Below are 20,021 nucleotides of genomic sequence, written 5' to 3'. Positions count from 1 at the left end.
AAATTACAATTCGACTAAATGATCATCGAGCTCATTGACGTCATCGGGGCCTGTGGGGAAATGTTCTTCCAGGAGCTGACCCGCTTTTTTAATGGCTTTGAGGAACCCGCTGGTCAAATCATCCCTGCCGGCATGATCAGTCAGAATCGCAACAATGCCGTTCCATTCATCCTGATGGACTTTTGCATTGATGCCCGCATCCGCAACCACCTCTGCGTAACGTTCCGCCAGCGAGACGAACAGCAGAATGCCGGTACGCTGGGTCGTGAGATGGACATTGCGCGCCAGAAATTGCTGGATCGCATTAAGGTGCGCACGCTTGTAGCGGATGCGTCGCGGCACGAGCCACATGGTAATGCCCGACACCAGCCACAGCACCAGCACCGCAGCCAGGAAGGCGGCGAGGATAGCGAGACCGAAGATCGGTAGTGGCACGGTGTACCAGTACCAGTGCGCCGCGACCGCGACCAGAACTGCAGCGAAGAGGATACCGCAGGCGACAGTAAAACCGGCGACGTAGAAATAGCTGTCGCTGCGCCGCGCCAGCACCGCGTAGATTTCGCCGCTCGTGCGGCTTTCGGCATCGCGGATCGCTTCGGCGATACGTGTATGATCCGCTTCGTTCATCAATCTCATGGCCTACCAGCTCCCCGATGCGCCGCCGCCACCGGACGAACCGCCACCACCCGAAAAGCCCCCGCCCCCGCCGCCCGAAGACCAACCGCCTCCACCGGATGACCATCCGCCCCCGCCCCCTGAGGACCATCCGCCGCCACCGCCGCGACCATTTCTCGACGAGCCTATGTCGAAGATCATACCCAGCCATTCATATCTGCCAGGAGCGATCTTGCGGCCGAAGGACGTCACGACTGCTGGCAGAATGATGCCGCCAAAGAACATGAACAAAAAGATCATGACGAAGATCAGCATCACCCAGTCGACGTCGGATGTTGGTTCCTGGACATTGCGTTTGGCGCGGGCCTCGAGCTCTGCCGCATCACCGGAAAGCACCGTCAAAATGCCGTCGACGCCTTTCGAGATTCCACCCGAATAATCACCCGAGCGAAAACCCGGTATGATGGCGTTTTCAATGATGAGCTTGGACAAGAGGTCCGTCAGCGTGCCCTCGAGCCCGTAGCCGACCTCGATGCGAACCTTGCGGTCATTTGGCGCGACGACCAGCAGCACGCCGTTGTTTTCCTGTTTCTGCCCCAACGCCCAGGAGCGGTAGAGCCGGTTCGAATAGGGCTCTATTTCCTCGCCGTCGAGGCTCGGCACGGTCACCACGACCACCTGATCGGAAGACTTGGCCTCGAATGCTGCCAGCTTCTGGGTTATCTGGTCCCGTGTCGCCGCATCGATGACATTCGCGCCATCGACCACGCGCCCCGTAAGCGCCGGCAACTCCGCGGCAAAGGCACTGACTGACAGGTATGCCAGCAGAGCAATCGCCAATAATAGGCGATTGAACCCAACCGCAGTCTGGCGCAATGCGCTCATTTCTAAAGCCTAGAACTTGACCTGAGGCGTTTGCTTTGCTGAATCTTCGATGTTGAAGGTCTGGTAAGGTTCGCTTCCTGTGTACCAAATCCACTTCCAGATCATCGTCGGCATGGTCTTCAGCGCCGTATTATAGACCCGCACTGCCTCGATATAATCACGGCGCGAAACTGCGATGCGGTTTTCGGTGCCTTCCAGCTGCGATTGCAGGGCAAGGAAGTTCTGGTTGGACTTCAGCTCAGGATAGTTTTCCACCACGGCCATCAGTCGCGAAAGAGCGCCTGTCAACTGTGCCTGATTCTCCTGGAACACCTTCATTGCATTGGGGTCGGTCAGCGTTTCCGGGGTCACCTGCACCGAGGTTGCCTTGGAACGGGCTTCGACCACCGAGGTCAGCACGTCCTTTTCCTGCGCTGCGTAACCTTTGACGGTCTCGACGAGATTTGGAATGAGATCGGCCCGGCGCTGGTACTGGTTGAGCACTTCACTCCACGCGGCCTTGGCACGCTCTTCATTGGTCGGGATTGTGTTGAAACCGCAGGCCGAGAGCAGCGGCACAAGAAGAAACAGGGCAATGACAGAAAGTGTGCGGCGCGGTGCCGGCAGGCAAGTCACATATTGCATCGGAATCCTCTCCCCGAGTTCAGATTCGCCGCTTCAGAACGAAGCAGCACGAACCTAGCCATTTTTTTCTGCAAAAGGAACTGGCAAAGCGCTATGCTGGATCGTTGAACAAAACAGGGTCTTCTCATGCCTGAACAGGACGGCCAGCACCAGCCAGACACAGAATCCAGACGCATTATCGAGCGTATCAATCGCGAATCCGCCGCCGGGGGCATGTCCATTATCGAACGCACAAAGACCCATTTTTCCGCCAAGGATGCTGATTCAGCCGATTCGATCGAAGTCTGGGGCACACGCATCGGCAGGTTTCTGGGATTGCTTGTATTGATCGCCATGATTATCTGGTTGATCAGTTCTATAGTCGGCAAGGGCTGAGTCGCGCTCTTGCCCGAACTCTCGCATGAGTATTTCCAATGACCAGTTCCGTTGCTCCGTCCTCCAATGCCATCATCGTCATTTCCAGCCATGTCGTGCGTGGCTCGGTCGGCAATCGTGCCGCAGTCTTTGCACTTGAAACGCTCGGCCACCCGGTCTGGGCCGTGCCGACGGTTATCCTGCCATGGCATCCCGGACACGGACCGGCCAAGCGCATTGTGCCGGAGCCCCAGCAGTTCGACGACCTGATCGCTGACCTCGAGCGTGCGCCCTGGCTCAGCGAAGTCAGCGGCATCATGAGCGGTTATCTCGGCAATGCGGCGCAGGCAGCGAGCGTCGCACGTTTGGTCAAGACCGTAAAAGCCCGCAACAAGGACGTGCTATATCTGTGCGATCCGGTGATCGGCGATGAAAAGGGCCTTTACGTTCCGGAGGCAACTGCAATCGGCATTCGCGATCAACTGATGCCGCTCGCCGATATCTCGACGCCGAACCGTTTCGAACTCGCATGGCTTACGGGGGCGGAACTTCCGGACAACAAGGCCATCATGCAAGCGGCATTGCACGCGGGGCCGGGCACGATGCTCGTCACCTCGGCGCATCCGATGATCGCGGGCGGCACGGGCAATCTGCTTGTCACCCATTCTCTGGCACTGCTTGCCGAACACCGCCTCGTCACCGGCCCCACCAACGGCCTTGGCGACCTCACCTCCGCCCTGTTCCTTGCCCGCATGCTCGCCGGTCTTGACCTCGAACAGGTGCTGCAGCGCACCACCGCCTCGGTCTTCGAGATCATGGCCCGCTCCGCCAAGCGCGGCGCCGACGAATTGATGCTGGAGGCCGACGCGTCCAGCCTTTCCACGCCCATGGCGATGACGCAGATGCGCCGGCTCGTGCATCCAAGCAAGGGCATTCGGGCATAGTCCACGAGACCAATTGATATTGTTTCAGATCAGGATTAATCAAAGTCCATGACCCTGCTTCCTGAGAAACTCCTCACCGGCTATCGCAACTTCATGGCGCAGCGTTATGCCAACGAGACCATGCGCTACAAGCAGCTGGCAGACCAGGGCCAGACGCCGGAAACACTGGTCATCGCCTGCTGCGACTCCCGTTCGGCACCTGAAATCATCTTCGACACGGCGCCGGGTGAGATATTCGTTGTTCGCAATGTCGCCAATCTCGTGCCGCCTTACGCACCGGACGGCGAATATCATTCCACCTCGGCAGCGCTCGAATTTGCCGTGCAGAGCCTCAAGGTCAAGAACATCGTCGTCCTTGGCCATGGCCGGTGCGGCGGCATCAAGGCGGCGCTCGACAGTGACAGTCAGCCGCTTTCCCCCGGCGATTTCATCGGCAAGTGGATGAGCCTCGTCGGCCCCGCAGCGGACGCGGTTTCCGCCAACGAACTGATGACACCCTTTGAGCGCCAGACTGCGTTGGAACGCATTTCCATCCGGTATTCGCTGAAGAACCTGCGCAGTTTTCCGTGTATCGATATCCTCGAGAAGAAGGGCCGTCTCACATTGCACGGCGCCTGGTTCGACATTTCCACCGGCGAACTATGGATCATGAATCCGGAAACCGGTGACTTCCTTCGCCCCGACCCCGAAGAGGTCGGCGCCACCGCGCTGGAATAGGGGAGACAAGAGAATGGCGCGATTGATGTTCATGATCGCCGTCATTCTTCTAACGACGCTTCCTGTCCCGGCGGACGACGCGCAGAATGCAATCATCGAAAGCTGGTATTCTGCGCTTGGTACCGCCGACCGCGCGGTATTCGACAAAATTCTGGCTGATGACGCGACGGTCATTCTTGAAGACATCGATACGATCCAGACCAAGGATGAATTTCTGGCCAGCCTCGATGAATGGAAGAATGCGGTGCGCAGCGCCAAGGTGCGCCACCGTATCGGCACCGCGGAAGGCGATACGTTGACCGTTTTCGTCTGCTATCAATTCCCGTCGAACACCACCTACACGCGCGAGATCTTCAACTTTCGCAACGGCAGGATCATAGAAAGCGCCCAGAGTTCGCTAGGCGGAGCCTGCGAAGGCTTCTAAAAAGGAAAGGCCGGCACCACGTACCGGCCTCGAACATCAATAGACGCAGCGGATTATTCGCCGTCGATTTTTGCACCTATAATGGCGATTGCCTGCTGATAAACGCTCGCAGCGTTCCAGCCTGCAATGGCACCGAAATTCGCTTGTCCCGGCTGGTAACCCGCCCCCCGCTGCCAGCCATGTCCGACCAGAAAATTCGCTGTCGAAGCCAGTGCGTCGGCCTTCGAACGGACCATGTCAATACGTCCATTGCCGTCGCCGTCTGCGCCATAGCGCAGGACATTGAGCGGAAGGAACTGCGTCTGACCGATTTCGCCATGCATTGCGCCTATGGCATTGGGAGCGAGCGTGCCATTGTCGACAAGCTTCAAAGCGGCATTCAGCTGGTCGCGGAAATATTCGGGACGACGGCAGTCATAGGCGAGCGTGGTGACGGCGGAAAGCGTGTGCTGATTGCCCATAAAGCTGCCAAAACCTGTTTCCATGCCCCAGATCGCAATCAACGGACCAGCGGGAACACCGTAACGCTGTTCGATGCGGGCAAACAGCGCTGCATTCTGCGCCTTCTGCGTTCTACCCCGCGAGATGATCGTCTGACCGCCCCGGACCTGCATGAATTTGTCGAGCGAATATTTGAAGCTCTTCTGGTTGCGGTCGGCATTGATGGTTTTCGTGGCATAGTTCACAGTGTCCAGCGCATTGATGCCCCTGCTGCCAACCCCCTGCGCCTGCGCCTCTTGCTTGTAACCCTGGACCCACGACTCGAATCCTGCGGAAGTTTTGCCGCACGAGGCGGCTGCCTGCGCCGCACCCGCCGTCACAAGAAGCGCGGTCGCTACGGCCGCAAAAAATCTGCCTTTGGCAACGAATGCCATGAAAATCTCCTCAAAGGTTGAATCGCTCGTGCTCTATCTGCCATTTTTCGGTGGTGCTGTCATCTGGCAGAATCACCCATTTATTGGTCAAAACGTCCCAACTTGTCCTTCTTTTCGGGCTTTTTCGATATTCTGTTACGCGCTTTGTCAAATTCGACGTGTCAGAACCAGAATGGTTAGATACAATCTGCAGTTGCAATACGACGTAGGTACGGCTGCGTATATAGAATACAACTGAAAGTTTTAACTAGTAGAATTCATGTATTAAGACGCGCATTGGCTTCATATATATCAAACAATCAAGACATGTGTTTTTCTGTATATACTAAAATAGGACTTCAAATTAATTTTACTACTTTCGTATGAGTTTTAACTTGAAAAATACCGAATCAATGCTTACCCCATAGATCATTCGATTACACAACAGACTACTGGTGAACGAAAATGCCAAAGACCTTAAGTGAGGAGGAACGCGCGGATCGTCTGGCCCGTATCCAGCTTGCCATCGACAGCATTATCCTGAGCGAAAAGGCTGCACTCCCATATGATGAGCCGGAAGCCCCGGTAATCACGCTGGTCCACAGCCTGGCCAAACGCAGACCGGGCCGCCCCCTTGCACAAAGCCCCAAGGTACCGGTTTCGATCCGGCTCAGCCCCGACGTACTGGCTTATTTCCGCTCGGGAGGACCCGGCTGGCAGGGCCGTATCGACGAAACACTGCGCGAGGAGGCCAGTCTGAAAAAGCAGAATTAACAAAGGTATTTGCCGCATTCGTTATGTGTAAGGTTGCTTTCACAGAGGTAGATCAATCATGTCAGATCATAAATTCAAGGCTTGGAAGGAAGACCTCGTTGCGCGGGTGAAAGCCTATGCCGCTACTGTTGCCTCCAGAGAGGATGCCGCCCTGACCAAAGCAGCTCTCGATCCGGGCAAGGCTCTGGCCTACGCCTTTACCATGCGTTGGCCGGGACACCCGCCTGGGGATACGCCCAAGGTGCAGGTCTCGATCCGGCTGAGCGCCGATCTGCTCGACTATTTTCTGTCGGGTGGTCCTGGCTGGCAAAACCGCATCGAGGAGATCCTGCGCGCCGCGACCGGCGTGAAAAACGAGCACGACAACACGCTGTATTGACTTGCCACGCCAATTCCTGTTTAAGCCGCACATCAATCCGCGACGAGTTTTGAGACTCCGAGCAGCCAACCGGGACCCCGCAAGGGTTTGAACGATCCCGGAGGTCAACACCCGACAGCGCGATGCGCCCTCGGGTGTCATTTTGCTTTGAGCTCATTGCCTTGGCGCGGATCGTACTTACCTTTTGCGGAAACGGGTCCCTGAAAGGATAAAGGAAAACTGGATGTTCGAGAGCTTACAGGAACGACTGGGTTCGATTTTGAACGGCCTGACAGGCCGCGGCGCGCTGTCGGATGCCGATGTAGCGGCCGCCTTGCGCGAAGTGCGCCGGGCGCTGATCGAAGCTGACGTTGCGCTCGATGTCGTCCGTTCGTTCACCGACAAGGTTCGCGCCAAGGCGGTTGGCGCTGACATTGTCAAAAGCATCAAGCCCGGCCAGATGGTCGTCAAGATCGTCCATGACGAGTTGGTCGACATGCTCGGCGCCGAGGGCGTCACCATCGATCTGAATGCGCCCGCACCGGTCGTCATCATGATGGTCGGTCTGCAGGGTTCGGGTAAAACCACCACCACCGGCAAGATCGGCAAGCGCCTGACGGAGCGGTCGAGGAAGAAGGTGCTGCTCGCCTCTCTCGATACGCGCCGCCCCGCGGCACAGGAACAATTGCGTCAGCTCGGCGTGCAGACCGGCGTTGATACTTTGCCGATCATCGCGGGCCAGACGCCAGTCGAGATAGCCGCACGCGCCGTGCAAGCGGCCAAGCTTGGCGGCCATGACGTGGTCATCCTCGATACGGCCGGCCGCACCCATATCGACGAGCCGTTGATGATCGAAATGGCCGACATCAAGAAAAAGGCCAATCCGCACGAAATTCTGCTCGTCGCCGATGCGCTGACTGGCCAGGATGCCGTCAATCTTGCGCGCTCCTTCGATGAGCGCGTCGGCATTACCGGCCTTGTCCTTACCCGTATGGACGGCGACGGCCGCGGCGGTGCCGCCCTTTCCATGCGTGCCGTCACCGGCAAGCCGATCAAGCTGATCGCTACCGGCGAAAAAATGGATGCGCTGGAGGAGTTCTACCCCCGCCGTATCGCTGACCGTATCCTCGGCATGGGCGACATCGTTTCGCTGGTCGAAAAGGCAGCCGAAAACATCGATGCGGAAAAAGCCGCGGCGATGGCGAAGAAGATGCAGTCCGGCAAGTTCGATCTCAACGATCTGGCCGACCAGATCGGACAGATGCAGAAGATGGGCGGCATGGGCGGTATCATGGGCATGATGCCCGGCATGGGCAAGATGAAGGACCAGATGGCTGCGGCCGGTCTGGACGATTCCATTTTCAAACGCCAGCTCGCGATCATCTCGTCGATGACCAAAGCCGAGCGCGGCAATCCCGATTTGCTCAAGCACTCCCGCAAGCAGCGTATCGCCAAGGGCTCCGGCACCAATGCCGCCGACATCAACAAGCTTCTCAAGATGCACCGCCAGATGGCGGACATGATGAAGGCGATGGGCGGCAAGGGCAAAGGCGGCATGATGAAACAGATGATGGGCGGCCTTGGCGCGAAGATGGGTCTTGGTGGCCTGGGCGGCGGCATGGGTGGCATGCCTGACCTGTCCAAGATGGACCCGAAGCAGCTCGAAGCCCTGCAGAAACAGGCGGAAGCCGCCGGTTTCGGCAAGGGCGGCGGCTTGCCGGGCGGCCTCGGTGGTCTGCCTGGTGGACTAGGTGGCCTCGGCGGCGGCATGCCGCGCCTGCCTGGCCTCGGTGGTGGCCTTCCCGGCCTGCCTAAGAAGAAAGGGTGAATATGTCGTCCTCGTCCCTCCCCAAGGAATTGCTCCAGCTGCGCGCCTCCATCGACAATATCGATGCAGCGCTGATCCACATGCTCGCCGAACGTTTCCGCTGCACCAAGGCAGTGGGCGTGTTGAAGGCGAAGAACGGTCTCGCACCAGCCGATCCGGACCGCGAAAAACATCAGGTCGAACGTCTGCGCTCCCTTGCCCAGTCGTCCGGCCTCGACCCTGATTTTGCCGAGAAGTTCCTGAACTTCATCGTCAAGGAAGTGATCAGGCATCACGAAACAACAGCCGCCAAGGAAAACGGCGATTAAAGCAATTCCAGGAAAAGTGTAATGCGGTTTTCCGTCCGGAATTGCGCAAACAAAAAAGATCAACTTTAAGGAGAATACCAATGTCACTGAAAATCCGTCTGGCCCGCGCAGGGTCAAAGAAGCGTCCTTACTACCACGTCGTCATTGCTGACGTTCGTTCACCGCGTGATGGCCGTTTCATCGAAAACGTCGGCTCATGGAACCCGATGCTCCCCAAAGACGGCGACCGCGTCAAGCTCGACGCTGACCGCATCAATTACTGGATCGGCCACGGCGCACAGCCGACAGATCGCGTTCTGCGTTTCCTCGATCAGGCCGGTATCGCCAAGCGCGACACCCGCAGTAATCCTGAAAAGGCATTGCCGGGCAAGAAGGCGCAGGAGCGCGTTGCTCTGGCCAAGCAGGCTGAAGAAGATGCGAAGGCCAAGGTTATTGCCGATGCCGAAGCTGCTGCCGCTGCTGCTGAAGCCGCCAAGGCCGCTGCCGCTGAAGCTGCCGCAGCCCCTGCGGAAGAAGCTCCGGCTGAAGAAACTGCAAGCTGATAATCAGCTTCTGCTATTGACGACGAAACGGGTGGCTTTGCCGCCCGTTTTCGTTTTGAGCAAACTTCACAGAACTGCAAAAAAACTGAAACGTTCTCCGCGCAAAGAAGGAGCAGCCAGCCACTTTGAATCGGCGCATAATCCTTCCTAAAACCGGTTCCGGTTTTGGGGTTATGCGTCAGCCAGCCCGGAGAGAACATTCATGACCAGATCGGCTCCCTTCACCCGCCGCAACTTCCTCGTTTCAACCGGAGCCGTTGCGCTGACCGCCGCATCAGGTCTTGCCCTGCCGTCCTTCTCACGCGCAAGTTCCCGCCCGGTCTTTACCCATGGTGTTCAGTCCGGCGACGTCGACGCGACGACGGGCATGATTTGGACGCGTACCGACCGGCCTGCCCGTGTCAATATCGAAGTATCCACCACTGAAAGCTTTGCAAACGCCTACTCATTACCGCCACTCAACGCGTTTCCCGACAGTGATCTTGCGGTAAAGCAGCTGTTGACGGACCTCGTTTCGGATCAGGATATTTTCTACCGCCTGACTGCAGTTGATCTCAGCGACCTCAATGCCGTTTCGGAACCGATTGTCGGCCGTTTCAAAACCGCCCCTATGGAAAAGCGCAATATCCGCTTTGCCTGGTCCGGCGATACGGTGGGCCAGGGCTGGGGTATCGACGAGACTGGCATGAAGACCTATGCGACCATTGCTCGCCACACGCCGGATTTCTTCCTGCACTCGGGCGATACGATCTATGCCGACGGGCCTCTGGTCGAAGAGACCACCTTGAAGGACGGCACCAAGTGGAAGAACCGCATCATCACCGATGAAAAGCGCAAAGTGGCCGAAACGCTGGACGAATATCGCGGCCAGTGGAAATACAATCTGCTGGACGATCACGTCCGGGCCCTGAATGCCATCTGCCCGACTTTCCTCCAGTGGGACGACCATGAGGTACTCAACAACTGGTCTTCCTCCAAAGACCTGACCGCCGACGATCGCTACACGGAAAAGTCCATCGCGCTCCTGTCTGCCCGGGCCGGCCGTGCCTTTCACGAGATGACGCCGATCCGCTACACTCCTGCTGAACCTGGGCGGGTGTATCGCAAGATCGCCTATGGCCCGCTTCTCGACGTTTTCTTCCTTGATTTGCGTTCCTATCGCGGCCCGAATGGTCCGGACATGGAAGATACGATTACGCCGGAATCCTCCATCCTCGGCGAACGGCAGGTTCGGTGGCTGAAACGCGAATTGCTCAATTCCAAGGCGACGTGGAAAGTCATCGCTGCGGACATGCCGCTGGGATTGATCGTCTGGGATAATGGCAAAGACAAGAAAGGCGCGGAAGCCGTCGCCAATGGCGACAATGGTCCGGCAAAGGGCCGGGAGCTCGAGATCGCCGATCTACTGCGCTTCATCAAATCCGCCGGCATCCGCAACACCGTCTGGTTCACCGCCGATGTGCATTACACGGCTGCGCACTATTACAATCCGGACAAGGCGCAGTTCCAGGATTTCGAGCCATTCTGGGAATTCGTTTCGGGCCCAATTCATGCCGGAACCTTCGGCCCCAACGATCTCGATCAGACCTTCGGGCCGGAACTCAAATTCATCAAGGCACCGACAGCCGAACAGGGACAGAACCTGCCGCCCTCAGCCGGGCTGCAATTCTTCGGCCTTGTCGATATCGATGCGACCAGCGAACAGATGACCGTGCGCCTGATGGACCGTGAGGATGCCGAACTTTACAAGGTGACGCTCGATCCGGTCCGCTCGATCTGATGCTGCCACATCTGAATTCAGTCTGATGAGTCAGCTGGTGTGATTTTCGAGAACCGGAGCGCAGTGGACTTTTTCGTCCATGAGCACCGGAAGCGCAGAAAATTGCATCAGATGCCCATCAGGGTGAAGTCAGCCCACCCCAGGCGGCCATAGCGGCATTGGCCGTCTTCATCAATTGCTCCAGCGACGCGCCGTCGCGCGCCGTGATAGACATGCCATGCTGCACGGTCGCGTAGAATTCGGCAACCTGCTGGAGATCGACCTTCTCCGAAAGCTCACCCTCCCTTACCCCGCGCTCCAACCGCTCGCGTAAGAGCGTCACATTGTCGAGGCGCCGTTCACGCAGCAACGAGCACGGCGTATCCGAGCCTTCCTCGCCGTGCAGCGCGCCAAGCACCACCATACATCCGTGCGGCTGATCCGGACTCGTATGCGACAAGGCCGTCTGCATGAGGAAATCTGTAACGCCCTCTTTTGCTGTCGCCGCCATCGGCAGGGCGTGCTTGATGCGCTGCCCGACCTTGTTCGTATAGAGTTCGACAGCTTCCTTGAACAAACCTGCCTTGCTGCCGAACGCAGCATAAAGACTTGGCGCATTGATCTGCATCGCCTCGGTCAAATCGGCCAAGGAAGCGCTCTCGTAGCCTTTCTGCCAAAAAACCCGCATGGCGCGTTCAAGCGCTGCATCGCGATCGAATGCACGTGGGCGGCCCTTCGGCGACATGGATGTTCCTTTCTGTAGCAATCAGTTCATAAATCACTTGACGGCTTGATGCAAGCATTCTAGGGAGTTCTGTATCGATCATTACAAAAAAGGAATGAGCATGTCTGATCTCGCAAACAAGGTGGCTCTGATCACTGGCGGCAGTCGCGGCATCGGCGCCGCGATCGCATTGAAACTGGCGCAGGATGGCGCCGATATCGCTGTCACTTACACAAGCGCCGCCGCCAAGGCAGAAGAGACCGTCAGGGCTATCGAGAAGCTTGGCCGCCGCGCCATCGCCATCAAGGCGGACAATCTCGATGCAGCCGCTGTCGAAGCGGCTGTCAATGAGACCCACGCGAGGCTCGGCAGGCTGGATATTCTGGTCAACAGCGCCGGTGTCTACTCGATGGATACCGTCGATGCGCTGACGCTCGATGAGTTCGACCGTGTCATGTCGATCCACGTCCGGGCGAGCTTCGTCGCTTCGAAGGCTGCAGCGGCGCTGATGGGCGCAGGCGGGCGCATCATCACCATCGGCAGCAATCTCGGCGAGATCGTGCCATTCCCCGGTCTCATCGCCTATTCAACCAGCAAGGCCGCCCTCACGGGTCTGACCAAGGCGCTGGCACGGGACCTTGGCCCGAGGGAAATCACAGCCAACATTGTCCAGCCGGGCTCGACCGATACGGACATGAACCCCGCCAATGGCGATCACGCCGATGGCCAGCGCGCCCGCATGGCGATACCGCGTTTCGGCCAGGCAAGGGATATTGCCGGTCTTGTCGCGTTCCTGGCTGGTGAGGAAGGCCGTTTCGTCACCGGCGCGTCGCTCACCATCGATGGCGGCGCCAACGCCTGATCAACCTGTGCGCGAGGGTGGATCAGATATCACCCTTGCGCACGAGCTTGCCTTCTTCGGCCTTGTGGAAATATTGCGAGCAGACCAGCCAGCCCTTCAGAGGCCGCAACAGCAGCAGGCTGCCGAGCAGTGTCAAGGGTAGCGTCGTGATGAGATGCACCCAGATCGGCACTTCATACGTCGTTTGCAGCCACAGCGCGAACACCAGAGCCGGGACGGCGACGATCGTCATGGCAAAGAAAGCCGGACCGTCGGCAGGATCGGCAAAGGAATAATCAAGCTCGCAAACCTCGCAGGATGGCGCCAGTTTCAAGAAACCGTTGAACAGGTGCCCCTGCTGGCATCGTGGACAGTGCCCCAGGATCCCGGTCTTCATCGGGTTTTCAGTAGGATGATAGTGAACATGTGACATGATTTCTGCCTTTCAACCCGATTGCAACCGTATGGTTCTCAGAAATCCATATCCATACAATCAGTAATCTCGCCCCAAATACATACTCCTTGTAGGGAGGAAACGAAAGAGAATTCGCTTTATCAGCGACAATTCGACTTGCCATCGCCTGAACTCGCCTGTAATTGTATGGATACTTACCCATACAACGAGTCAGACTATGGCCCTCTGGAAGCCTCGCATCGCCGCCACTTCGAGATACAAGCACCAAGGTATCGTCGATGCTTTGAATGCCGATATCGCCGCTCGCCTGCTGACCTCAGGCGATATGCTGCCGTCACAACGTGAGATTGCGCGCCAGCTCGGAATTGACCTTACCACAGTTACGCGGGCGCTGAACGAGGCGCGGCGTCTTGATCTGATCGAAGCGAGGACAGGCTCCGGCACCTTCGTCAAGACATGGCCCACTCAACCAACTCCGGCTGCCCCGGCGGCCGAACTCGACCTCAGCATGAATATACCGCCGCAACCGGCCGAGGCCGATTTGCATAACCGCATCGCCGGAGGCGTCAGTTCATTGCTCGCCGGCACCTCCAGCCAATTTCTTTCCTATCAGGAAACAACCGGAACGGAAGCCGCCCGCCACGCCGCTGCGCAATGGCTCGCCCCGCGCTTTGGCGGCACACCCTCGACCGATAGGCTCCTCGTTGCATGCGGCGCGCAAAGCGCACTCTTTGCCATTTGCAGTCTCGTCGCCGCCAAGGGCTCGATCTGCGCCGGAACGCTTACCTATCCGGGCCTGAAATCAGTCGCCGCGATCCTCGGGCTCACGCTGCAGCCGCTCGCCATGGACGAACACGGCATCGTGCCGGAGGCATTCGAAGAGTGCTGCCGGAGCCATGCACCCAAGGCGCTCTATGTCGTCCCGTCGATCGACAATCCGACCACCGCTACCATGCCGCTGCCACGGCGCCAGGCCATTGCTGAAATTGCCAGCCGATGCAAGATCGCGATCATCGAGGACGACCCCTATGCGGAGCTCCTCGACCAGCCGTTGCCGGCTATCGCATCATTGGCACCTGACCTTACCTGGCACATCGCTACCCTGTCGAAATGCGCGACGCCCGCCCTGCGCATCGCCTATGTCGTCTGTCCGTCGGCGCTGGACGTTTTGAAGCTGGCCTCCAGCCTGCGTGCCAGCAATCCGGGTGCGTCGCCGCTCTTGGCCGCGCTGGCAACAAGCTGGATCGAAAGCGGCACGCTGCAGCAGATCGCCCGTGCCATACGGGAGGAAAGCCGCGCGCGGCAATCGCTGGCGGCCTCCATTCTCAAGGACTGGACCTATGCCGCCGAGCCGGCGGGACACCATCTCTGGCTCACCCTTCCCGCACAACGGAATGCCGCCGAGTTCGCCGCACTTGCCCGCCGTTCCGGTCTTGGCATCGTGCCTGCACCGGCCTTCAGTGTCGGAAGCTCGTCAGACGAGGCGGTTCGCGTCTCACTCGGCGCAGCACCGGATCGTGCGCGTCTCGAACAGGGATTGCGGCTGCTGGACCGGCTGCTGCATGAACCGCAGTTCAGTACAGGCCTGATTGTCTAGAAGAAGCTTCCCTGTGCCGTGATTGGATGGAAGACCGGCCGGTTCGCCATGCTGGCAAAGACCCGGTGTTCGAGATCGAGCAGAAAGCGTTTGCGCCGCTGCCCGCCGCCATAGCCTGTCAGCGAGCCATCCGCACCAATGACGCGGTGGCAAGGGACCACAATGGCGACGCGGTTTTGCCCGTTGGCCGCGCCGACGGCACGGCTCGAACCCGGTTTGCCAAGATCCCGGGCTATGCTGCCGTAGGTGCGTGTTTCACCATAGGGAATTGCCTGCAGCTTCGACCATATCTGCCGTTGAAACGGCATGCCCGGCAGCACAAGCGGTGTTTCGAACTCGGTGAGCTTACCGGCGAAATAGGCGTTCATCTCCGCCTGGATCTGGTCAAGAATGGCGTTGCGACCGGGTTCGATCGAATAGCCGTAGCGTTTGTCGAGCTCCTCTACCTCACCCGGCAAAGCTGGCCGGTCGTCAAACTCCAGCAATGACAATCCTTCATCGCTCGCCATGGCGATCATTGAACCAAGTGGCGTCTGGATGGACCTCCGCAGCAAAATCTTCATCACGTCAATCTCCGATTCACGCGTGATTCTAGCACTCCGGCGCGCGACGCCCACCCGTTTCAGGAATTCTTGCCGGCAATGTTCACAACCGTACCCGCAGCGTGAAGCGCCTGCATGATATCTGCCGGCGGTTCCTGGTCGGTCACCAGTTCACCGAACCCGCCAAAACCGCAGACCTGAACCAGGCCACGCTTGCCGAATTTCGCCGCGTCTGTGATGGCGATCGAGCGTGCACCGCGCGACAGAACCGTGCGGGCAAATTCCGCCTCTTCCAGGTCGTAGTCGGTCAGTCCGCCAACCGCATCCATCGCACCAACGGAAATGACAGAATGGGCGACACTGAAACGGTTGACATACTCGATAGCCGAGACCCCGAAGGCCGCTCCGCTATCGCTGCGCAACTCGCCTCCCGCCATGAAAACCCTGTTGCCATTTACTGTCGCCAGCGTTCGGGCAATATCGGATGAATTGGTTATAACCGTGAGGTTTCGGTGCTGCAGCAACTCGCGGGCGAGAAAGCTCGTGGTTGTACCAGTGTCCAGCATGATGGATTCGCCGTCCTGGATCGTCCGCGCCACCCATTGCGCAATCATGCGCTTGGCGGTGGCGTTTTCGCGCATGCGGATCTCGAACGGCGCCTCGCCCAGGTGCTGCGGCAGGCCGATGGCACCGTGGATTTTGACGATTATGCCTTCATCGGTCATGGGCTTTACGTCGCGCCGGATCGTCTCGAGCGATACGCCGAGTTTGTGCGCCAGGTCCGCGATCGAGATCGTTCCCTCGTCCTGCAGCAGCCGCTTGATCTCACCGTGTCTTTTGGAATTCATGCCCGAAACCCTAAGCAAGAGTAAATTTTCAACAACATTACCACACGATTCATTCAAATCGGTCACCAAAGCCACAAATCACCACAAAAACCTGTTGACATAGGTGAAATAAAGGCAGAATATCACATTATTAGATAAATGCGTGGTTCGACAGGCTCATCATGAGGGGGAAGTATCCCTGCAAAATAACCAAGAAGCAGATATGGGGATGCATAATAGAAGTCTTTGCCACAGACGGATTCCTGTTCTTGGAGAGCCCACAACCCTCCTTAAACAGACCAGCTTCGTCATGGTGAGTCTGTCGAACCACGCATTTATCAGCCGATGACACCACCTTCCGCTATCAAACAGCGCATCGCCGCCCTGCCTCTCTGGCAAGGCGATATTCATATTGCGCTGTTGAAAGGCGGGATCAGCAATGAGAGCTATGTGGTAGAGGATGCACGGCGCAAATATGTCGTGCGCTTCGGGACGGACTATCCGTTTCACCATGTATTCCGCGACCGCGAGGCGATGACGGCCAAGGCGGCCCATCGCGCCGGTTTTGCCCCCGAACTGTTCCATGCAGGCGACGGCGTCATGGTTACCGCCTTCCTTGGCGCGAGAACCTACGATGCCAGCGATGTCCGCTCCAATATTCCGCGTATCGCCGAAATGATCCGGCAATTCCACACGACCATGCCCGAACATATTCTCGGGCCCGGCTTCATGTTCTGGGTCTTCCACGTCATCCGTGATTATGCCCGGACACTGCAGGCGGGCAACAGCCGCATGGTGCCACATCTCGCCACCTATCTCGCCATCGCGGCGGAAATGGAGGCGGTGCAAAGGCCGCTGCCGATCATCTTCAGCCATAACGATCTCTTGCCCGCCAATATACTCGACGACGGAAACCGCCTCTGGCTGATCGATTTCGAATATGCCGGCTTTTCCACCGGCATGTTCGATCTTGCAGGCCTCAGCTCCAATGCCGGACTCAGCGAGGACGAATCCGAAGCGCTGCTTGAAGCCTATTTTCAAGGCGCCCCCGACCGGGAACTCAAACGCGCCCACGCCGCCATGCAATGTGCCTCGTTGCTGCGCGAAGCCATGTGGAGCATGGTTTCTGAACTCTACCTCGAAGCACCGGGCGTCGATTACGTCGCCTATACCACCGAGAACCTGCAGCGGCTGGATCAGGCGCTTGATCACTATAGAACCACCTACGGAAAGACTGCCCTATGACATTGCCTTCCCATGCCCAGATCGTCGTCATTGGCGGCGGTATTATCGGCTGCTCGACTGCCTACCACCTTGCCAAGGACCACAAGGCCGATGTGGTCCTCCTGGAGATGGGGCAGCTCACCTCCGGTTCTACCTGGCACGCGGCGGGTCTGGTCGGGCAGTTGCGTTCCTCCGCTTCGATTACCCGCGTGCTCAAATATTCCGTTGATCTCTACAAACGCCTCGACGAGGAAACCGGCCTTGCCACAGGCTGGAAGATGACCGGCTGTTTGCGCCTTGCCACCAACCAGGACCGCTGGACCGAGTTCCGCCGCCTCGCAACCACTGCGGGAAGTTTCGGCATGGAAATGCACCTCCTGTCGCCGCAGGAGGTCAAGGCCATGTGGCCGCTGATGCGCGTCGACGATCTCGTCGGCGCGAGCTGGCTGCCAACCGATGGACAGGCCAGCCCCTCTGACATCACACAATCCTTGGCGCGCGGCGCCCGCATGCATGGCGCGAAACTCATCGAGAACATCCGCGTCACCGGCTTCGAGATAGATGGCGACAGGATCGTCAAGGTGAAGACCGATCAGGGCGACATTGCCTGCGAAAAAGTCGTCAACTGCGCCGGGCAATGGGCACGGCAGGTCGGCGAGATGGCTGGCATCAATGTGCCGCTGCAGCCGGTCAAGCATCAATATATCATCACCGAAAAGATCGACGGCCTGTCCTCGAATGCGCCGACCATCCGCGATCCCGACCGGCGCACCTATTTCAAGGAAGAAGTCGGTGGTCTGGTCATGGGCGGTTACGAGCCCAATCCGCAGGGCTGGATGACCGGCGACGTACCCAATGACTGGCAGTTCCGCCTGTTCGACGATGATTTCGACCATTTCGAACAGCACATGCTGCAGGCGATCGAACGTATTCCGGCGCTGGAAACCGCCGGTGTCAAGCAGATGATCAACGGCCCGGAAAGCTTTACGCCCGATGGCAATTTCATTCTCGGCGTCGCGCCGGAGTGTTCCAACATGTTCGTCGGCGCGGGCTTCAACGCTTTCGGCATTGCTTCCGGTGGCGGTGCAGGCTGGGTACTGGCACAATGGGTCGTCGATGGCGAAGCGCCGCTGGATCTCTGGACCGTCGATATCAGGCGCTTTTCCAATTTGCATCGGGACCGCGAATGGGTGCGTGATCGCACGCTGGAAGCCTATGGCAAACACTACACTATCGGCTTTCCGCACGAAGAATATGTGTCAGGCCGTCCAGCCATCGTCTCGCCGCTCTATGAACGGCTTAAAAAGCATCGCGCCGTCTTTGGTTCGAAGCTTGGCTGGGAGCGCCCGAACTGGTTTGCACCGGAAGGCACGCCAGCGGAAGACGTCTATTCCATGGGCCGCCAGAACTGGTTCGACGCGGTCGGCGGGGAACACCGGCAGGTGCGCGAAAAGGTCGGCATTTTCGACCAGTCGTCCTTCGCCAAATTCGAACTGACCGGCAAGGATGCAGGCAAGGCGCTGGACTATATTTGCGCCAATGATGTGGCGAAACCATCGGGTCGCCTCACCTATACGCAGCTCCTCAACACGCGTGGCGGCATCGAGTGCGACCTGACTGTGGCGCGACTTGCCGATGAGAAATTCTACATCGTCACCGGCACCGGCTTCCGCACTCACGACTTCGCCTGGATCCGGGACCATATCGCCAAAGGCCTCGAGGCTAAACTGACCGACATAACCGAGGACTTCGGCACACTGTCGCTGATGGGGCCGAAAGCCCGCGATGTCTTGCGCCAAGTCACCAACACCGATGTCGGCAATAACGCTTTTCCTTTCGGCCATGTCCGCGACATCGAGATCGCCGGGACCGTCGTCCGTGCGTTACGCGTCACCTATGTCGGCGAACTCGGCTGGGAGTTGCATGTGCCAATCGTTGCAACCGGAGCGGTCTTCGACGCCCTGATGCTGGCCGGCGAAGAATTCGGCATCAGGCCGGTCGGCTACCGCGCCCTTGAGTCGTTACGTCTGGAGAAGGGCTACCGCGCCTGGGGTTCCGACATCACGCCGAATGACTCACCTTTCGAGGCAGGGCTCGGCTGGGCGATGAAGCTGCGCAAGGACACTGATTTCCTTGGACGTCAGGCGAGCGAGGCCATCCATGCCGCTCCGCTCAAAAAACGCCTCGCAACATTCACGGTCGTGGACAAGGACGTTGTCCTGCTCGGCCGCGAGACCATCCTGCGCAATGGCCAGCCTGTTGGATATCTCACCAGCGGCGGCTACGGCTATACGATCGATAGCCCCCTCGGATTAGGCTATGTACGCAACGCCGACGGAGTCAGCGATGCGTTCCTCGCCGACGGCAAATATGAGCTCATCGTCGCCAATGAACGCTACGCCGCCGAGATACATCTGGAGCCGCTTTATGATCCCGAAAATGCAAGGGTAAAATCCTAGGGAACTGCCGATCAGCGTACCGGCCGTTACACTTGACCGCATTGAACGTGGAATGAAGCTCTTCATCTGGAGACTTTGAACACACGATCGCGATCCCTCCGCGATTTTTGCGCAAGATGAGTCGAATCTTGTATAAGAATCGGCAAAACCCACACAACAATTGGCGATTCTGGTGCAAGTTTATCAACCGGAACGCGAATTTTACGTGCACGAAGTTGTGTTTTAACGAGCGAATCAAAGGGCTTGACTTTGGCTTTCGACAGGACCAAATGACATCACGCAGACCTGTGTTTACAAGTCCGTGTATCTTCAACCGGAGTTTAATCTCTCATGCCCAACGACGACAGTAGTAGTCGATTGTTTGCGCCGTCAACGGCGATCGTGGCCTGATCTGAGATCAGCTCGC

The 20,021-nt window shown here is 58.2% G+C and carries 22 protein-coding genes; 14 read left to right on the top strand and 8 right to left on the bottom strand.

The window, feature by feature from the left end; translation table 11 throughout:
- Positions 1 to 3: 3 nt before the first annotated feature.
- The 3 genes from ACSQ3H_RS04685 to ACSQ3H_RS04675 are packed head-to-tail and all read right to left on the bottom strand — an operon-like array spanning position 4 to position 2,124.
- Positions 4 to 636: a TPM domain-containing protein gene (locus ACSQ3H_RS04685; protein WP_436115973.1), complete on the bottom strand. Its 633-nt coding sequence runs from the start codon at positions 634 to 636 to the stop codon at positions 4 to 6.
- A gap of 3 nt (positions 637 to 639) precedes the next feature.
- Positions 640 to 1,500, bottom strand: a complete 861-nt coding sequence (locus ACSQ3H_RS04680) for a TPM domain-containing protein (RefSeq protein ID WP_436115972.1) — start codon at positions 1,498 to 1,500, stop codon at positions 640 to 642.
- Positions 1,501 to 1,509: 9 nt separating this feature from the next.
- Positions 1,510 to 2,124 carry a LemA family protein gene (locus tag ACSQ3H_RS04675; RefSeq protein ID WP_436115971.1) on the bottom strand — a complete coding sequence of 205 codons (615 nt, stop codon included), beginning with the start codon at positions 2,122 to 2,124 and terminating at the stop codon, positions 1,510 to 1,512.
- Between the two features lie 126 nt (positions 2,125 to 2,250).
- Between ACSQ3H_RS04675 and ACSQ3H_RS04670 the strand changes: the two genes are divergently transcribed.
- The 4 genes from ACSQ3H_RS04670 to ACSQ3H_RS04655 are packed head-to-tail and all read left to right on the top strand — an operon-like array spanning position 2,251 to position 4,563.
- On the top strand, positions 2,251 to 2,499 hold the full coding sequence (locus tag ACSQ3H_RS04670) for a hypothetical protein (RefSeq protein ID WP_436115970.1): 249 nt from the start codon (positions 2,251 to 2,253) through the stop codon (positions 2,497 to 2,499).
- 38 nt (positions 2,500 to 2,537) lie between these two features.
- A complete protein-coding gene (pdxY, locus tag ACSQ3H_RS04665; protein WP_436115969.1) occupies positions 2,538 to 3,422 on the top strand; it encodes a pyridoxal kinase PdxY in 885 nt (294 codons plus the stop codon).
- A gap of 48 nt (positions 3,423 to 3,470) precedes the next feature.
- Positions 3,471 to 4,139, top strand: a complete 669-nt coding sequence (locus ACSQ3H_RS04660) for a carbonic anhydrase (RefSeq protein ID WP_436115968.1) — start codon at positions 3,471 to 3,473, stop codon at positions 4,137 to 4,139.
- Between the two features lie 13 nt (positions 4,140 to 4,152).
- Positions 4,153 to 4,563 carry a nuclear transport factor 2 family protein gene (locus ACSQ3H_RS04655; RefSeq protein ID WP_436115967.1) on the top strand — a complete coding sequence of 137 codons (411 nt, stop codon included), beginning with the start codon at positions 4,153 to 4,155 and terminating at the stop codon, positions 4,561 to 4,563.
- A 53-nt stretch (positions 4,564 to 4,616) separates the two neighbouring features.
- Here ACSQ3H_RS04655 and ACSQ3H_RS04650 read toward each other — a convergent pair whose 3' ends face one another.
- Positions 4,617 to 5,438, bottom strand: a complete 822-nt coding sequence (locus ACSQ3H_RS04650; protein WP_436115966.1) for a lytic murein transglycosylase — start codon at positions 5,436 to 5,438, stop codon at positions 4,617 to 4,619.
- Between the two features lie 444 nt (positions 5,439 to 5,882).
- Here ACSQ3H_RS04650 and ACSQ3H_RS04645 point away from each other — a divergent pair, with 444 nt between their 5' ends.
- The 6 genes from ACSQ3H_RS04645 to ACSQ3H_RS04620 all read left to right on the top strand — a co-directional run bounded on the left by ACSQ3H_RS04645 (position 5,883) and on the right by ACSQ3H_RS04620 (position 11,007).
- A complete protein-coding gene (locus ACSQ3H_RS04645; RefSeq protein ID WP_436115965.1) occupies positions 5,883 to 6,191 on the top strand; it encodes a BrnA antitoxin family protein in 309 nt (102 codons plus the stop codon).
- Positions 6,192 to 6,249: 58 nt separating this feature from the next.
- On the top strand, positions 6,250 to 6,570 hold the full coding sequence (locus ACSQ3H_RS04640; protein WP_436115964.1) for a BrnA antitoxin family protein: 321 nt from the start codon (positions 6,250 to 6,252) through the stop codon (positions 6,568 to 6,570).
- Between the two features lie 223 nt (positions 6,571 to 6,793).
- Positions 6,794 to 8,377, top strand: coding sequence for a signal recognition particle protein (gene ffh, locus ACSQ3H_RS04635; protein WP_436115963.1), 1,584 nt, complete (start codon positions 6,794 to 6,796; stop codon positions 8,375 to 8,377).
- 2 nt (positions 8,378 to 8,379) lie between these two features.
- A complete protein-coding gene (locus ACSQ3H_RS04630) occupies positions 8,380 to 8,685 on the top strand; it encodes a chorismate mutase (RefSeq protein ID WP_436115962.1) in 306 nt (101 codons plus the stop codon).
- A gap of 80 nt (positions 8,686 to 8,765) precedes the next feature.
- Positions 8,766 to 9,227, top strand: a complete 462-nt coding sequence (gene rpsP / locus ACSQ3H_RS04625) for a 30S ribosomal protein S16 (protein ID WP_436115961.1) — start codon at positions 8,766 to 8,768, stop codon at positions 9,225 to 9,227.
- Positions 9,228 to 9,429: 202 nt separating this feature from the next.
- Positions 9,430 to 11,007, top strand: a complete 1,578-nt coding sequence (locus ACSQ3H_RS04620) for an alkaline phosphatase D family protein (RefSeq protein ID WP_436115960.1) — start codon at positions 9,430 to 9,432, stop codon at positions 11,005 to 11,007.
- Positions 11,008 to 11,125: 118 nt separating this feature from the next.
- On the opposite strand, the gene ACSQ3H_RS04615 is transcribed toward ACSQ3H_RS04620, so the two are convergent.
- Positions 11,126 to 11,731, bottom strand: coding sequence for a TetR/AcrR family transcriptional regulator (locus tag ACSQ3H_RS04615; protein WP_436115959.1), 606 nt, complete (start codon positions 11,729 to 11,731; stop codon positions 11,126 to 11,128).
- Between the two features lie 94 nt (positions 11,732 to 11,825).
- On the opposite strand from ACSQ3H_RS04615, the gene ACSQ3H_RS04610 reads away from it, so the two are divergent.
- The gene (locus ACSQ3H_RS04610; protein ID WP_436115958.1) at positions 11,826 to 12,572 is read left to right on the top strand and encodes an SDR family oxidoreductase; all 747 of its coding nucleotides are present in this window, start codon (positions 11,826 to 11,828) and stop codon (positions 12,570 to 12,572) included.
- 22 nt (positions 12,573 to 12,594) lie between these two features.
- On the opposite strand, the gene ACSQ3H_RS04605 is transcribed toward ACSQ3H_RS04610, so the two are convergent.
- Positions 12,595 to 12,984, bottom strand: coding sequence for a DUF983 domain-containing protein (locus tag ACSQ3H_RS04605; RefSeq protein WP_436115957.1), 390 nt, complete (start codon positions 12,982 to 12,984; stop codon positions 12,595 to 12,597).
- Between the two features lie 199 nt (positions 12,985 to 13,183).
- Between ACSQ3H_RS04605 and ACSQ3H_RS04600 the strand changes: the two genes are divergently transcribed.
- On the top strand, positions 13,184 to 14,563 hold the full coding sequence (locus ACSQ3H_RS04600; RefSeq protein ID WP_436115956.1) for a PLP-dependent aminotransferase family protein: 1,380 nt from the start codon (positions 13,184 to 13,186) through the stop codon (positions 14,561 to 14,563).
- On the opposite strand, the gene ACSQ3H_RS04595 is transcribed toward ACSQ3H_RS04600, so the two are convergent.
- Together ACSQ3H_RS04595 and ACSQ3H_RS04590 are read right to left on the bottom strand one after the other, a co-directional pair.
- Positions 14,560 to 15,126, bottom strand: coding sequence for a methylated-DNA--[protein]-cysteine S-methyltransferase (locus tag ACSQ3H_RS04595; protein WP_436119348.1), 567 nt, complete (start codon positions 15,124 to 15,126; stop codon positions 14,560 to 14,562). The two genes, ACSQ3H_RS04600 and ACSQ3H_RS04595, sit on opposite strands and share 4 nt — an antisense overlap.
- A 59-nt stretch (positions 15,127 to 15,185) precedes the next feature.
- Positions 15,186 to 15,953, bottom strand: coding sequence for a DeoR/GlpR family DNA-binding transcription regulator (locus ACSQ3H_RS04590; protein WP_436115955.1), 768 nt, complete (start codon positions 15,951 to 15,953; stop codon positions 15,186 to 15,188).
- 324 nt (positions 15,954 to 16,277) lie between these two features.
- Here ACSQ3H_RS04590 and ACSQ3H_RS04585 point away from each other — a divergent pair, with 324 nt between their 5' ends.
- Positions 16,278 to 17,177, top strand: a complete 900-nt coding sequence (locus tag ACSQ3H_RS04585) for a phosphotransferase (RefSeq protein ID WP_436115954.1) — start codon at positions 16,278 to 16,280, stop codon at positions 17,175 to 17,177.
- A complete protein-coding gene (locus ACSQ3H_RS04580) occupies positions 17,174 to 19,615 on the top strand; it encodes a GcvT family protein (protein ID WP_436115953.1) in 2,442 nt (813 codons plus the stop codon). The genes ACSQ3H_RS04585 and ACSQ3H_RS04580 overlap by 4 nt, the downstream gene beginning before the upstream one ends.
- Positions 19,616 to 20,021: the final 406 nt, after the last annotated feature.

Origin of the sequence: Phyllobacterium sp. LjRoot231 (genome assembly GCF_964253365.1) — a bacterium.
Taxonomy (GTDB): Bacteria; Pseudomonadota; Alphaproteobacteria; order Rhizobiales; family Rhizobiaceae; genus Phyllobacterium.
The sequence above is the reverse complement of the archived record's forward strand: the minus strand, read 5'-3'. Positions and strand labels throughout refer to the sequence as shown.